Below are 14,609 nucleotides of genomic sequence, written 5' to 3' on the forward strand. Positions count from 1 at the left end.
CGGCGGGTCAGCAGGCGTCCGGCACGACGGTACGCAGGCTGATCGTCCGGGCGGTCCAGCGGCCGGGCGGCCCGGAGCTGACGCCGCCGAGGTCACGGCCGACCGCTTCGGGCGGGTCGAGCCGCAGCGCCCCCGTACCGAAGTCGACGACGGCGTCCCGCGCCCCCGAACGGTCCGCGTCCCACGCGGGCAGGTGGAACGGCAACGTGTTCAACTCGCCCTCGGCGACGACGAGCTTCAACCAGTCGCGCGCGAACGCCCCCGGCACGGCCGCCCGGGACGCGGGCAGCGACAACTGCACCGGCTCCCCGTCCAACGCGTGTCCCGTGCGGCCCGGCCCGATGAAGTGGCCCGGAAACAGCGCGGAATGACTCCCGAAGCTGTCGGTGAGATCGAGCAGCAGACACCACAGCGTGCGCCCGGGCGACCGGTTGTGCAGCCGGATCGACACCCACGGCTCCCGCGGCTCCGCCCCCTCAGGCCCGTACGCACAGACGATCTCACCGCTCCCGTCCGGCACCAGCACCTGTCCTGGCGGGGCGCCCCAGGGCGCGATCTCCACCTGGACCAGGTTGTCGAGCACCGAGGGCCGCGGCGCCAGATCGCGGATCTGATGCCAACGGGTGAGGTGCGACAGGCAGCTCACGAGCCGCGGTACGTCGCCGGGCCCGGCGAGGGGGAGCGGCGCGGTGAAGGGGGTGTCGTCGCGCCGGAGGATGTGGGCGAGGCCGTCTCGGGGGGATATGCGGAAGTGGAGGTCGGCGGGGGCGGAGGGGGTGGCGGTGGCGTCCGTGTCGGCGGGGGTGGGGGCGTCGGCTCCGGGGGCGGCGGAGGTCAGGCGGAGCAGGGGGGAGGGGCCGCTGTCCGGGCCGGAGGTCGCCAGGGCGTGCTGGAAGTCGGCCTCGAAGGCCGGGGGTTGAGCACCGACAGGTTCAGTCGCACATGGCCCGCCCGAAGGCGTCACGAAGCTCACCGTGGCGGGCGCCAGAGCCAAGGCCGACAGGGCCACCGCGTACACCCGCCCGGCGTCGGGCTCCCACCCCAGCGGGTCCACGAGGGTCCGGTCGGCGTACACCTCGCGCGCCCGCAGCTCCCGGACCCGGGGTTCCTGCGCCTGAGGTCCCCGGCCCTGCGCGGACCCCTCAGCCACGCCCCCGACCACCCGCTCGCCCCCGACCCCCCGTTCGGCGCCCCCGGCACCCTCGTCCCCCACAACCCGGAACTCCGTCCCCGAAGCCCCCGCCCCATCCCCAAGCCCATGCCCCGTCCCGCAGTCGACCTCCCACCCCCGCGCGCCGAACCGCAGCAGATACGGCCCCGGCACCCGGGCCACGGCCCCACCCAGGAACGGCAGATCGGCGACGCCCCCCGGAGCAGCCGGAAACAGCACCGGTTGCTGCCCGACGCCACCGCGCTGCACGCGCGCGTCCGCCGCCGCGAGAAGATTCCGGTACGTCACGTCGGGCCCCGCGTCCCGGACGGCGCCGAGGAGGGCGTACGTGAACGCGCCGTGCGGTCGACCGCCGAACTCCCCCTCGTACGAGAGCTGGTCGAGCCGACTGGCGGCGAGCAGTACGTGCTGCGCGGCGTCCTCGCGTACAGGCACGTCCCGGGCCTCGGCTGTGCGGGAGGCACGCGGGTGCGACGGCTCCGAGGCGGGCGCGGGCGCGAACCGGGCGATGAGCCCCTCCGGCTCCCGGGTCGCACCGCCGGAGAAACAGCAGTCGAGGACGGCGGCGACGTGCGCGCCGCGTGCGGCGACGGCGTCGAGCAGCGCACCGAGGCGCTTGTCGGACAGCGGCCCGTCCGCGCACAACAGGGCCTGGTTCCGGCCGGTCGCCTCGACGAGCAGATCGGCACCCGCGGCCCAGGTGTGCGTGCCGTGCCCGGAGAACCAGAACAGCGCCGTGTCACCGGGCCCCGCCGCACCGAGAAAGCGCCGGATGCCGTCCTCCACCACGTCCACGGTCGCCTCGCCGTCACACACCAAGGCGGTCCTGGCGGAACCGTTCGTACGCCGGGTAAGCAGCTCACGGGCGGCGGTGACGTCGTTGACGCAGCCGCGCAGGGGCCTGGCGAGCCGCGGATCGTAGGCGTTGACGGCAGCGAGGAAGGCGAAGATCGATCCCATGCCGGGAGTCTGACAGCAGACCGGCACCGACGAAATGCTTCAACTGGGCGTCAGCAGGCTGTATTTGGGGCCGGATCGGGTCCCTCCGGAGATCAGGAGGCATCCTCTGGAGGGGTTGGCCCGCCGTGCCCGCTTCGATGCGGCGGTGGATGAAGTCGCGGGTTGCCCCTGGCGGCAGTGCGACGCTATGGCTGGTCCGAGCTGCCCGCCGCTTCGCGGACAGCCGCGACCGAGTGGTTGCGGTGGTCGCGGATTTCCGATGGCCCAGCGGGTGGGAGTGTCGCGGAAACAGGTGGAACGGTGGGTCGGCGATGCCGAGTTGACCCCGCACGCAAGAAGTTGACCCCGCACGCAAGAAATCGTGAGGACGCCGCGCGGGCGTTGGGAGTGGATGAAGAGATGCTGTGGCCGCAGACCGTAAAGGACCGCATCAAGACCGGCGCCGACCGCGAGATCATCCACAGCTACCCGTATCGCTCGGCCTGCCCTTCGACGGTGTGGTCCGATCTCGTCGAGGGCGCCGAGTCCGAAGTCTTCCTGGCCGGATACACGAACTACTTCTTCCGGACGCAGATCCCGCGGTTCGCCGACATCGTGCGCCGCAAGGCCGAAGCGGGCGTGAAGGTGCGCTTTCTCGTCGGCGATCCGGAGGGGGAGGTGACGCGGCAACGTGAGGTCATCGAAGACGTCGCCCTGAGCGTGTCCACTCGGATCCGGATCACGCTTGAGCACCTTGAGCGACTGGGGTCCCTCCCCGGCCTGGAAGCGCGTCGCGTCAGTGCGGAAGACGCCGTGAACCATGTGTCCCTGTCGGTGTTCCGCTTCGACGACGACGCATTGGTGACGCCTCACCTGGCCCGGCTCGTGGGGCACGATTCACCGCTGCTGCATCTGCGCCGACAGGGCGACTCGGGCATGTTCGCGCGCTTCGCTGAGCATGCGGAAGAACTATGGGGCCGGGCGGTACCCCACCTCGGGGCTCCTTCCGGCTCCTGAGGCCACGGGCTCCAGCGGCCGGACTGCGAGCCGCAGGGCGGGCCCCGCTGCTACTGCCGAGACGCGCCGTCCGGGGCAACGCGCGTGCTTTGGCTGGTACGGCGCGGTCTTCGGCGCGGGGTGCTCCGCGAGCAGGGCCGGACAGGGCAAGGTGCCGTGCGACGGAGTCGGCGGGTCGGCCTCGTGGACCTCGTGATGGCTGGAACTGACGCCATGGGTGATCATCTGAATACGGACTGTCGTACCCCGTGGCTAGAGTTGCTCAGTAGTTCGCGATAGCTATGTGATCTGGCTGTGGTCGTTCGGGGGTGGACTGATGCTGTCAGGCTCGGGTGGTGCGACGCCGTCAGGGCGGTCGGGCGCCGCGTCGTGGATGCCGGACGTGCTCGGCGGCGTACGGGACGCCGCCGCTGATGTGGCCACGGAGTTCTCGTCCTTCGTCACGTTCAAGCAGCGCGTCGACGAGTTGATCCGTGACCTCAAGGGATCCCCGGCAGGCCCGGGCAAAGTGGGGCAGGAGCCGCTCGCGCGCGCCCAGTTCGGCGGCGGGGACGGGGCCTGGGCCGAGGCATCCGGCGTCTTCGGCGCGTACGAAACCGTGATCACCGAACTCGAGACCCTGTCCAAGCTCCTCTCCGACTCCATAGAGGGCATGGGCATCGCCGTCCTCGCCTCGCACAAGGGCTATCGGAACGTCGACGACGACATTCGCGATCGCATGGCGGAGATCAGCGCGGGGATCGCGGAGCGGTACGAGTCCGGTGGTGCGGGGGGCGCGGGGGGCGCCGGTGGCGGGGAGGGGCCGGGCCGGGCGGACCGGGGTCCGGCGGATCAGGGCCCGGCGGACCCCGGTCCGGCGGATCGGGCGGGCGACGCGGGAGGGACGATCTGATGGGCGGCAAGGGGAGCGGGGGCGGCGGTACGTCTTTCGAGTCCATGAGCCACGAGCAGATGCTGGCCTGGCTGGACCAGGCGAACAGCGGTCACGTCCAGGCGGCCGCCGACCGGCTCGTCGCCGCGGCCGCGGAGATCCGCAAGATCGCGGACGAGCTGAAGGTGCGGCCGCAGTGGGTGCGGTGGAAGGGCGAGGGCGCGACGGCGTTCCGTACGTGGAGCGGCGACCTGGCCAACTCCACGCACCGTCTGGGCGACTTCAGCGAGGAGTCCGCGAAGTGGCTCGCCCGGGCATCGGAGGCGATCGCCACGGCCCAGGCCTCGATCCCCCGCGACAAGGGCGCCGCGAAGGGGAACTTGGAGGCGGCCCGGGCCAACCCCAACGACCCGGACGCGCGGGCGGTCGGCGCCAAGTCGGCGGACGAGTTGGAGCGGATCGCGGCGGCCAAGGAGAAGGTCCGGCTGGAGGCTGCGGCGGAGATGCGGAAGCTGGGGCAGGCGTATCAGTTGTCGGCGTCGCAGTTGAGGGGGTTGGAGAGGCCTCGGTTTCGGCCGTTGCCGGTGGAGTTGAGGCCCGCGCCGTCGAGGAGCCTCCGCGATGTGGTTCCTGGTGGAGGTGGCGGGGTCGCGCCACCCGCCGGGGGGCCTGGGAGCGGCGCACCGGGTGTGGCGCCCGACCGTGAAGGACCTCAACCGCCACCTGCGGTCCCGGGACCCGGTGGGTCGGGACCAGGCCCTGACCATCCGCCGGGGACGGTGCCGCGACCGGTGCCCCAAGTCCCGGACCCGGTAGGCGTCCAGGTCGACGGTGCGGGCTCACTTCCTGATGCCCCGCCAGCACCGCAGTCGTCCCCTCCGGGGGCTCCGCCAGCCCCGGTCCGGCCTGATGGAACGACGCAACCCATAGGCCTGTTTCCGCCACCTTCGGGACGGCGGCCGAGTCCGCCCGTGAATCCCGTGGATCCGCCGGGTCCAGGGCCCGTGGGACCTGGCGGTCGTTCACTCCTGCCGCCTCGTGGCGGGCCGGTCGGACCTCCTCCCGGACGCCCTACGGGTGGTGGGCCGGTAGCACCTTCTCCCGGGCGTGCGGGCGGCGGGCTGGTAGGGCCGTCCCCTGGACGCACGACCGGTGGTGGACCGGTGGGACCGGCTCCTGGGCGTACGCCCAGCGGGGGACCGGCCCTGCCGCCCCCGCGGCCGACAGGCCCGGCACAGCCAGTGGTCGGTGGCACCCCCAGGGTTCCAACCGCGAGCCCACCTGCCGGACGTGAGCCGGGAGGCACGGGCATCATCGGTGGCCGTCCCACGCCGTCAGCCCCTGGCGGGCCGACTGGAGGGTTGCCCCGAGGGGCGGTCGCCGGGGGCACACCTGTCGGGGCGGGCCCGGGCGGGTCAGGCGCAGGGCGAGGGGCAGCGGCGGGGCAGCGGCCCATGGGTGCCACCAACGGCGTCGTAGGAGGGCAGCCCCGGCGACAGGGGCCGACGCGTGGCGCCATGCCGCCGAACAATGCTCAACCCTCACGTTCACGACGCGACGAGGAGCGGGACGCCAGACCGGACTACCTCACCGAGGATCCGGAGACCTGGCGTCCCGACGGTCGCCGGGTTGTACCGCCTGTCGTCGACTGAATTCCGCTGGCCCTCGGCCGCCCCCACCCACTGATCCCCCACCCAGAAACCATGAGGTCATGAGAGAGCAGATGGCTGCCAGGACACTGCACAACGGACGGAGGCGGAGCGTCGTCTCAGGTGCTGTGGGCATCCTGCTGGCAGGCGTCGTGGCCACGCCCGCTCACGCGGAGCCCGTGCGCGAGAAGCAGTGGCACCTCAGCGCCATGCAGGCCGAGAAGATCTGGCGGAGCAGCACGGGGAAGGGCGTCACCGTCGCTGTCATCGACACAGGCGTCAACTCCGACCTGCCAGATCTACGGGGACGGGTGCTATCGGGCAAAGACCTGGCGCCGACGAGGCCGGGTGACGAACGCACCGACCCGCAAGGTCATGGAACCTACATGGCACTCCTCATCGCGGGAACAGGCAAGGGTGATGGCGGAAACGGCACCTTCGGCCTCGCGCCGGGCGTCAAGCTTCTCCCTGTCCGGATCGCGGAGTACGGGCTGGATTCCAATCAGCACCTCGGCGAGGGCAACAGAGTGTTCAGCCAGGGCATCCGATACGCGGCCGACCGCGGAGCGAAGGTCATCAACATCTCGATGGGAATGACCAAGGGGTCCCCAGAGCTCACAGCGGCGGTGCGGTACGCCCTGGACAAGGGCTCGCTAGTTTTTGCGGGAGTCGGCAACGAGGGGATCTCGGAGCTTCGCTATCCGGCGGGCACACCAGGCGTGGTCGGCGTCGGAGCCGTCGGCAAGAACCTTCGTAAGACGAAGGAGTCCCAATACGGCCGACAGGTGGACCTCGCCGCACCAGGAGAAAAGATCTTCACGGCCTGCCCGAAAGGCGGAGGCGTCTGCGAAGGACACGGCACCAGCGACGCCACCGCCCTCGCCTCCGCCAGCGCCGCCCTCATCTGGTCCAAGCATCCGAACTGGACCAACAACCAGGTCCTCCGCGTCATGCTCAACACCATCGGCGCCCCCACGGACGGCGCCAAGCGCAACGACTCCATCGGGTACGGCATCGTCCGCCCCCGCGTCGCCCTGCAGAACCCCGGCGACCCAGGTCCGGCGGACGAATACCCCCTGCCGGACCTGAAGCAGTCCACGTCCACGTCACCCGCCCCCGCGCAGTCCAAGGCGGCGAAGCCTGACGACGGAGGCAGCCCCGCCGCAGCCCCCGAGACCGCCGACAGCGAAGGCGGCGGCACCGGCGCAACACCCTGGATCGTAACGGGCGTTGGGGCCACGGCGTTGATCGGTGGGGCGCTCGCCGCCCTGGCGGTCCGCAAGCGGCGGGCCGCGGGGCCGGTGCACGGGAGGCAATGAGATGGCGTGGGAAGAGTGGGAGCAGCTGAAAGCCGAGTCCGCGCGGAAACTCGCGGCGCGCACCCGCCTGAACAGCGTGGACCCCGCCACCGCTCAGCCCGTGGACGGCGACCTCGTCGTCCACGACGCCGAGCTGGGCCGTCTCGGCGGCATCGCCCACCGCCTCCGCGACCGCCTCCGCAAGGACTCCGACCACGCCCGCGAGGCAACCTTCGGCGCCGCCGTGGAACTGTGCAACGACGGACTTGGCATGGGCGCCGCCCTCACCACGCTCCACGACGCCTGGAACTCCAAGTCGAGGGCCCTCGTGGACGCGTGCGGCCACATCTCCAACCACCTCGACTTCACCCGCGCACAGCACAAGAAGGACGACGACAAGGTCGCCACGTCCGTCTCGGCATCAGTCATCAACAAGTACATGAAGTGACGGAGCCAGAGCGGGAGTTGAAGACAGAGGTAGAGGTAGAGGTAGAGACGGTGACGGGGCGAGGGGCATGCTGACCGTTCAGGACCTTCTCGGGCTGAGACTGGGCAAGCTGGCGTCCGCCGTCGACGACTGGGAGGCGATGGCGCGGCGCCTGAGCGACCTGGCCACCGGCGGAGGCGGCGCCGAAAGCGCGGTCCTGCTGAAGCACAAGGCGGAACTGGCCGACTGGAAGGGCGTCAACGCCACGGTGGGCAAGGCGTTCGTGGTGAAGACGGCATCCGAGTTCGACGACGCCGTCACCTCGGCGCAGAGCGTCCTCGCGGTCCTTCAGGGCGCGCTGAAGGCGTTCGCCCAGCACAAGGACGAGATGGAGCGCGTCGCGGACGGTGCCGCGAAGCGCAACATCCGCATCACCCCGGCGGGCGGCGCGGAGGCCCGCTCGCCGCGGGACGCCGCCAAGGACGGCACTCCCACGCAGGCGGACCTCGTCGCGGTCATGCTGGACGCGACCCGCGTCCTGCGCGAGGCGGACGAGACGGACCACATCGCCGAACGCGCCCTACGCGCACTGGCACACGGCAAGCACGACTTCTCCGACGTCCGCGTGAACAGCCTCGACCACGCGAAGGACCTCCAGGGCCGGGCGGACGCGGACCGCTGGGCGAAGGAGATCGCCAAGGGCGACGTCGCGCGGTGGAGCGACGAGAAGCTGAGGCGCTTCAACGACGACCTCGCCCGCTACCGCGACACCCCCGCCTTCGGCGAACGCTTCGCCACCGAGCTGGGCGCCGAGGACACCCTCCGCTTCTGGCGCGACCTCGCCGTCCCCGCCGGGACGATGGGCGTGGTGGGGCCCGAACGTGCGGAGATCCTCGGCGGTGTCCAGGAGAACCTGAGCCTCACGCTCGCCGGGGCCACCAAGGTCGACAGCCCGGCGATGGACGCGTGGAAGAAGGACATCATCGAGGCCGGCGGCCAGCGGCTTCCCGCCGCTCCAGGCATGAGTGGAGGCACCCCGCCGTACGGCTTCGACGTCATGTCGAGCCTGATGCAGAAGGGGAAGTTCGACACCAAGTTCCTCCAGGACTACGGCGGCAGACTCCTGGACCACGAGAAGGGTCTCCCCCTCTTCGAGTCCCGGGCCTCCGCGGACCAGCTCAACCACCTCCCTGGCGATGCCCCCAACGACGCGGTCTCCGGCTTCATGGAGTCCCTCGGCCACAACCCAGAGGCCTCCCTCCAGTTCTTCCACAGCGGCCCCGACGCCAAGAGCAACTGGGACTACCTCGTCGGCCACGGAGAGGGCTCCCGCAACAGCCTGTACGACGCCGTGAAGCCGCTGGGAATTGGCAGCGGCCCGCGCGACCAGTACGAGACGAGCCTCGGCCACGCCCTGGAATCGGCGGCCAACCAGACCCCCCACGACGCAGACGGCTCCCGAAAGCCCCACTCGGACGCAAGCGCATCCTTCGTCAACCGCCTCGTGGACTACTACGGCAACAACCCGGAAATCCTCGAGGACTCGAAGCTGCGGGGCAGCATGGGGAACATCACGGCGGAGTACATGCGGGACTTCCAGGACGGACTCAACGGCGAGAGGCCGCTGCCGACAAACGGCAGTAACGCGAGCCTCGGCGGCCTCAGCGAGACCAGCGTGGAGAATTTCCTCGGAGCGGTGGGCACAGACCCCGGAGCCTACGGTGCCATTCTCAATGCCCAGCAGTCCGTCACGACGCAACTCGTAGACGAGACTCTCCAGAACCCCCACGGTCTTTCAAGGGACACGGTCAACGACGACGTTAACAACAAGGTCGCCCCGGGCTCCGAGATCGCCGGAATCATGGCCGAAGCTCGCACACGATCCGTCTACGACGAAAGAATCGCGTCCGACGAGGAATTCAACACGGGCATCAGCACGGCGGGCAAGTGGGCGGAGCGTGCTGTCAGCCTCGGAGTGAGCGGGATCCCTTACGTCGGCGATGTCGTTGGATGGATCGCCGAGGATGCGCGTGAGAGTGTCGTTGAGCGGTACAGCAGGGATTCCAGCGAAGATGCGGAACAGGAAAGGCAGGAGTTCCTGAAGGAGCAGCGGCGGCAATCTAGCGGTAGCACATTTGACGCCGTGTACAGCGCGGCCAGGCAGCATGGGTACAGCCATGATGAGGCAGTGGTTGTAGCAGACACTGCGCAACGAAGCACGAAACTGCACTATGAGATCGCCCGCCAGGACGAAGGCAGAGCAGGTTGATGACCGGGACCGCGGCGCCGAAGCGCAAGAGGAACTTCTGGGTGGCCCTCTCGGTGGCCCTGGTTTCTGCAGTTGGTCTGGCCGTTTGGCAATTTTGGCCCGCCAGTGCACCCGCCGTCTCGGTACCGGACCAGGTGTGCGGACGTACACTACCGGGGAAGCTCGCGGCCGACCTTCTGCCGAAGAAGGGGAGCAAGTATTGGGAGAACTTCGGGCCGGGGGAAGAGTTCGGTGTTCCCTATACCGGGCAAACTCCTGATTGCACTATCGCGGCCGGTGATCGAGAAATCTCGGTGGAGTATTTCCCATACGCGGATCTGGGAAATATCAAGACCATCGACGACGCGATGGAGAAGGTTCAACGGGAAGCCGAGCAGCCAGGGGCCGCCCCGCTGCAACTCGGTGAAGCCCGAGGGTATGCCTCGAAGCGTGCCGCCGTCCTGCTCCTGAAGTGCCCGACCAAGGACTACCCACGCGTCATTGAGGCCAGCGTCTACGACATCGACCGCTCCCCGTCAGCCGGAACAAGCGCCAAGGCCTTCGCCGAACTGACCGCCGAAACCCTCCGCCTGGCCGCCCAGAAGGTCTACAAGTGCGGCACCAGCCAGCACCTCCCCTCCGGCTCACCGAGCCTCGGCCGGCCGAGGAGCGAGTGACGACTGCCGAGTACCGAGTACCGAGTGACAGCAGGAGCACGGCGAGAGGCCTCAAGGAGACACCCTCGCCGTGCCCGCGTAACCCTGACTGCCGTCCGTCGGCTGCCGTGAGCCGCCGTCAACTACCGGAGCAGTACTGCTGCTCCTTCCCAATGGACCGATACATGCAATCCGCGTTCTCCAGAAGCTGGAGCACAGCGTCCCGGTTCCGGGACGTCTCGCGTTCGATGACCTCGTCGGGCGGGTAGAAGCCCCCGCCGCCCGAGCGCGGGTACATCTCGAAGGTGTAGCTGAAGATCTTCTGGTTGCCCCACAGCCAGTCGTCGATGGAGCCGTCGGTGATGTAGAGGTCGCTGGCCTGTTCGGGGGTGTAGCCGTTGCTCGCGGCCATCTTGCGGCCGACGGCCGCGTGCGCGTCGCGGTCGTCCTGGGTGAGGCCGGGGGCCGTGTCGGCGGTGGTGTAGCCGTAGGGCCACAGGATCAGTTCGCTGTACGTGTGGAAGTCGATGCCGGCCTTGATCTGCTGCTTGCCGCCGACGACCCGGCTGCGTACGAAGTCCGCGACGACCTTGACCTCGGGGGCGGACTCGGCGCGCGGTCCGCGGTAGGTCTCGGAGCCGGTGGAGCCGGAGGAACCACCGCAGCAGCCCCACTTGAAGTTCCAGTTGCGGTTCATGTCGGTGCCGACGTTGGCCGAACCGGCGTTGGGCTGGCGGTTCTTGCGCCAACTGCGGTAGGAGCCACTGGCGATGTCGTACTCGCCGCCGTCGGGGTTGAGGTCCGGCACGATCCAGATCTCGCGGGAGTCGACGACCTTCTTGACGCGGGCGTCGGTGGAGTAGCCGGCGCCCAGTTCGCGCATCAGGTAGAGGGCCATCTCCACCGTGAGGTGCTCACGGGCGTGCTGGTGGTGGGTGAAGAGGACCTCGGGCTCGGCCTCGTCCGTGCCGACGTTGTCGCTGATCTTGATGGCGACGATGTCGCGGCCCTGGTGGGTCTTGCCGATGACGCGCTTGCTCATCAGGTTCGGGTACTGCTGGAGCCGCTGGTCGATCTCCGCGTTCATCTCGGCGTAGTTGTGGTAGCGGGAGTCGGCGGGCGGGAAGTCCCGCACCTCGACGCGCTTGCCGTCGGTGCGGGCGGGCGGCGCGGGCAGCACCTTCAGCTTGTACCCGAGGGCGCGCAGCTTCTTGGCCTGGGCGGCGTCCGCGGTGACGACGACCGCGTGGTCGTCGGCCTCGTCGATGGACACGCCGGTGGCGGCGACCGCCGTGCGCGCGGCGGGGGTCGAGGGACCCGGGATGGAGTACTGGCGGACGTCCTCGTCGGCCGCGGTGGCGGCGGCCGCCTTCTTGGCCGAGGGGGACGAGGAGTCGGACGCGTTGGCGCTGAGGGGCGCCGCGACCGCGAGGGCCAGCATGGCCGCGAGGGCCGCTGATCTCTTTCCGCGTATGCGAAGTCGCATGAATGCTCCTGTGGGGGTGGGGGGTTGTGCCGTGCGGCGTGCGGCTTGCGAGGAGGAGCGGGGTGCGCGGCGTACGCCGAGTGCGGCGCGTACGTCCGGTGGTACGGCCGTGCGGGCCCATGGTCGTGGCATGGCATGCTCCGGTCAATGGCGCCTTTGAGCCGTCCCTGCGCACCTCTTGTGCACCAGGAGTCTTTGCGCTTTCTTGATCGCATGGCTGAAATCACGGGTGGCGAGGTCGGTGAGAACGGCGGAGCGGGTGCGGGCGGGGGCAAGGTGCCGCTGCGCAAACCCAGCTGGAAGTACGTGGGCCCGGGCATCGTCGTCGCCGCGACCGGCGTCGGAGCGGGCGACCTCGTCGCCACCCTGATCGCGGGCAGCAAGTTCGGCTACACCCTCCTCTGGGCCGCGATCATCGGCTGTCTGGTCAAGATCTCCCTCGCGGAGGCCACCGGCCGCTGGCATCTGGCCACCGGCCGCACCCTCTTCGAGGGCTGGCGCAGCCTCGGCAACTGGACGACGTACTACTTCGGCGTCTACGTCGTCGTGTGGGGCTTCGTGTACGGCGCCACGGCGATGTCGTCCAGCGCGCTGCCGCTCGTCGCGCTCTTCCCGGACGGGCCCGGCCTGAAGACGTGGGCGGTCATCTGCGGGCTGCTCGGCCTCGCCTTCGTGTGGTTCAACCGGTACGCCGTCTTCGAGAAGGTCATGACGGTCGTGATCGGGATGAAGTTCCTGGTCGTCGTGTACGTCGCGATCAGGGTCGCCCCCGACCTCGGCAACGCGTTCGCGGGCCTCGCCCCGGTCCTGCCGGACGGCTCCATCCTCTACACCCTCGGCCTGATCGGCGGCGTCGGCGGCACGATCACGATGGCGGCGTACGGGTACTGGGTGAACTCCAAGGGCTGGACCGACATCACCTGGATCCGGGTGATGCGCCTGGACAACCGCGTCGCGTACATCACCACCGGCGTCTTCGTCGTCGCCATGCTCATCATCGGCGCGGAGCTCCTGCACTCCTCGCACATCGCGCTCACCTCGGGCGACAAGGGCCTGATCCAGCTCGGCGACGTCCTGGAGGACCGCTTCGGCGCGGTCACGGCGAACCTGTTCCTCATCGGCTTCTTCGCGACGTCGTTCGGCGCGCTGATGGGCGTGTGGCACGGGGTGAGCCTGATGTTCGCGGACTTCGTGGAGCGGTTCCTGCGGGAGCGGGGGGCCGGGGACGGAGCCGCGGTGTCCGAGGGCGCCGAGGGGGCGGCCGTCAGCGCCGACACGGGCTCGGACCCCGCCCCGGGGGTCGCTGCCGAGAGCGACATGGTCAAGGAGGTCGCCGCGGGCAGGCGCGAGAAGTCCCTGCCCTTCCGTGTCTACCTCCTCTGGCTCACCTTCCCGCCCATGGGCCTGCTCTTCCTCGACGAGCCCTTCGGCCTGGTCGTGGCGTACGGCGTGCTCGGCGCGTTCTTCATGCCCTTCCTCGCCCTCACCCTGCTCTGGCTCCTCAACACCTCGCGCACACCCGCCCCGTGGCGCAACAGCTGGTTGAGCAACGGCATGCTGACGATCGCGGGCCTGCTGTTCCTGGTGCTGTGCGTCAAGCAGGTCATCGACGTGGACTGGGAGCGCCTGTTCTAGTGCGTGCGGCAGCGCCGCCGGGGGAGCGGCGGCGCTGCGGACAGAGGGTGACCCCGGACGGTACGGCTACGGAAGCCCGTGTACGTGCGGACCCACGGCGTTGGACCACGCGTTGCCGTTGGCCGCGTCCCAGTTGGTCGACCAGGTCATCGCGCCCCGGATGCCGGGGTAGGTCCTGGACGGCTTGAAGGAGCCGCAGTTGGTGCCCTTGGCCAGGCAGTTGAGGGCGTTGTTGACGACGGACGGGGCGACGTAGCCCGATCCGGCGCCGCGCGTCGACGCGGGGGTGCCGATGCCGACCTGGGACGGCGCGAGCCCGCCCTCCAGCTGGATGCAGGCGAGGGCGGTCAGGAAGTCCACGGACCCCTGGCTGTACACCTTGCCGTCGCACCCGAGCATGGAACCGCTGTTGTAGTACTGCATGTTGACGACCGTGAGGAAGTCCTTCACGTTCAGAGCCGTCTTGAAGTACTCGTTGTTCTTGTTCTGCATGTCGATGGTCTGCGGCGCCATCGTCAGGACGAACCCGGGACCGGCCTTCTGCCGCAGCGACTTCAGCGCCTGCGTCATGTAGGTGGAGTTGAGCCCGTTCTCCAGGTCGATGTCGACGCCGTCGAACCCGTACTGCTGCATGAGGGAGTGGACGGAGTTGGCGAAGTTCGTCGCGGCGGCGGAACTGTTCACCGCGACCGCACCCCGCTCACCGCCCACCGAGATGACGACGGACTTGCCCGCCGCCTTCTTCGCCTTGATGTCGGCCTTGAACTGATCGACGGTGTACCCGCCGAGCCCGGCCGAGTCCAGCTTGAAGGTCACCTGCCCAGGCGTCCCGGTGGCATCGGCGAAGGCCACGGCGATGATGTCGTACTGGTCCTGCACCTGGCTGAGCTTCTGCACGGTGGCGCCGTTGTTGAAGTTCTGCCAGTAGCCGGTGAGGGCGTGCTTGGGCACGGCGTTGGCCTGCGCGGCCGCCTTGGCCTGCGCCGGCCGCCGCGTATCGGCGTCCGCCGTCGGTGCACCGGCGGTGAAGAGTCCGGTCAGGGCCAGCCCGAGTGCGGCCAGCGCGCCGGCGAGGGCACCGGCCCGGCCGCGTGGGCGTATGTGTGCGCGGTCCACTTCTGCCTCCGTGGGGGGAGTTGTGGGGGGAGCGGCCCACTGAGGGCCGGGAGGAAACGGTGGCCACCGCTGCTTACTTGGTCGTACAAGGTGGTC

At 69.7% G+C, this 14,609-nt stretch carries 11 protein-coding genes; 7 read left to right on the forward strand and 4 right to left on the reverse strand.

Translation table 11 applies throughout. The annotated features are described in order from the left end of the window. Positions 1-7: 7 nt before the first annotated feature. Entirely contained in the window at positions 8-2,131 is a 2,124-nt protein-coding gene (locus tag ACZ6AA_RS03030) for a caspase family protein (protein ID WP_471455949.1), read from the reverse strand. A gap of 399 nt (positions 2,132-2,530) precedes the next feature. On the opposite strand from ACZ6AA_RS03030, the gene ACZ6AA_RS03035 reads away from it, so the two are divergent. Next, entirely contained in the window at positions 2,531-3,127 is a 597-nt protein-coding gene (locus ACZ6AA_RS03035; protein WP_471456605.1) for an XRE family transcriptional regulator, read from the forward strand. A gap of 316 nt (positions 3,128-3,443) precedes the next feature. Further along, a complete protein-coding gene (locus ACZ6AA_RS03040; protein ID WP_468480499.1) occupies positions 3,444-4,019 on the forward strand; it encodes a hypothetical protein in 576 nt (191 codons plus the stop codon). A gap of 91 nt (positions 4,020-4,110) precedes the next feature. Here the strand turns inward: ACZ6AA_RS03040 and ACZ6AA_RS03045 are convergent, their stop codons facing one another. Beyond that, positions 4,111-4,470 (reverse strand): hypothetical protein, encoded by a 360-nt coding sequence (locus ACZ6AA_RS03045; RefSeq protein WP_471455951.1) that lies wholly within the window; start codon positions 4,468-4,470, stop codon positions 4,111-4,113. Between the two features lie 1,305 nt (positions 4,471-5,775). On the opposite strand from ACZ6AA_RS03045, the gene mycP reads away from it, so the two are divergent. From mycP to ACZ6AA_RS03065, 4 genes are all read left to right on the forward strand, one after another. Then, positions 5,776-6,966: a type VII secretion-associated serine protease mycosin gene (gene mycP / locus ACZ6AA_RS03050; protein ID WP_471455953.1), complete on the forward strand. Its 1,191-nt coding sequence runs from the start codon at positions 5,776-5,778 to the stop codon at positions 6,964-6,966. A gap of 1 nt (position 6,967) precedes the next feature. Then, positions 6,968-7,393: a hypothetical protein gene (locus tag ACZ6AA_RS03055; protein ID WP_471455955.1), complete on the forward strand. Its 426-nt coding sequence runs from the start codon at positions 6,968-6,970 to the stop codon at positions 7,391-7,393. A 67-nt stretch (positions 7,394-7,460) separates the two neighbouring features. Then, on the forward strand, positions 7,461-9,641 hold the full coding sequence (locus ACZ6AA_RS03060; protein ID WP_471455957.1) for a hypothetical protein: 2,181 nt from the start codon (positions 7,461-7,463) through the stop codon (positions 9,639-9,641). Next, positions 9,641-10,297 carry a hypothetical protein gene (locus tag ACZ6AA_RS03065; RefSeq protein WP_468451266.1) on the forward strand — a complete coding sequence of 219 codons (657 nt, stop codon included), beginning with the start codon at positions 9,641-9,643 and terminating at the stop codon, positions 10,295-10,297. Before ACZ6AA_RS03060 ends, ACZ6AA_RS03065 begins: the two co-directional genes overlap by 1 nt. A gap of 118 nt (positions 10,298-10,415) precedes the next feature. On the opposite strand, the gene ACZ6AA_RS03070 is transcribed toward ACZ6AA_RS03065, so the two are convergent. Beyond that, positions 10,416-11,762, reverse strand: a complete 1,347-nt coding sequence (locus ACZ6AA_RS03070) for a M14 family metallopeptidase (protein WP_468451268.1) — start codon at positions 11,760-11,762, stop codon at positions 10,416-10,418. A gap of 213 nt (positions 11,763-11,975) precedes the next feature. On the opposite strand from ACZ6AA_RS03070, the gene ACZ6AA_RS03075 reads away from it, so the two are divergent. After that, positions 11,976-13,397 carry an Nramp family divalent metal transporter gene (locus ACZ6AA_RS03075; RefSeq protein ID WP_468451270.1) on the forward strand — a complete coding sequence of 474 codons (1,422 nt, stop codon included), beginning with the start codon at positions 11,976-11,978 and terminating at the stop codon, positions 13,395-13,397. Positions 13,398-13,463: 66 nt separating this feature from the next. On the opposite strand, the gene ACZ6AA_RS03080 is transcribed toward ACZ6AA_RS03075, so the two are convergent. Continuing rightward, on the reverse strand, positions 13,464-14,513 hold the full coding sequence (locus tag ACZ6AA_RS03080; protein ID WP_471455960.1) for a chitinase: 1,050 nt from the start codon (positions 14,511-14,513) through the stop codon (positions 13,464-13,466). Between the last annotated feature and the right edge of the window lie 96 nt (positions 14,514-14,609).

Source organism: Streptomyces sp. NPDC040610, assembly GCF_055594065.1.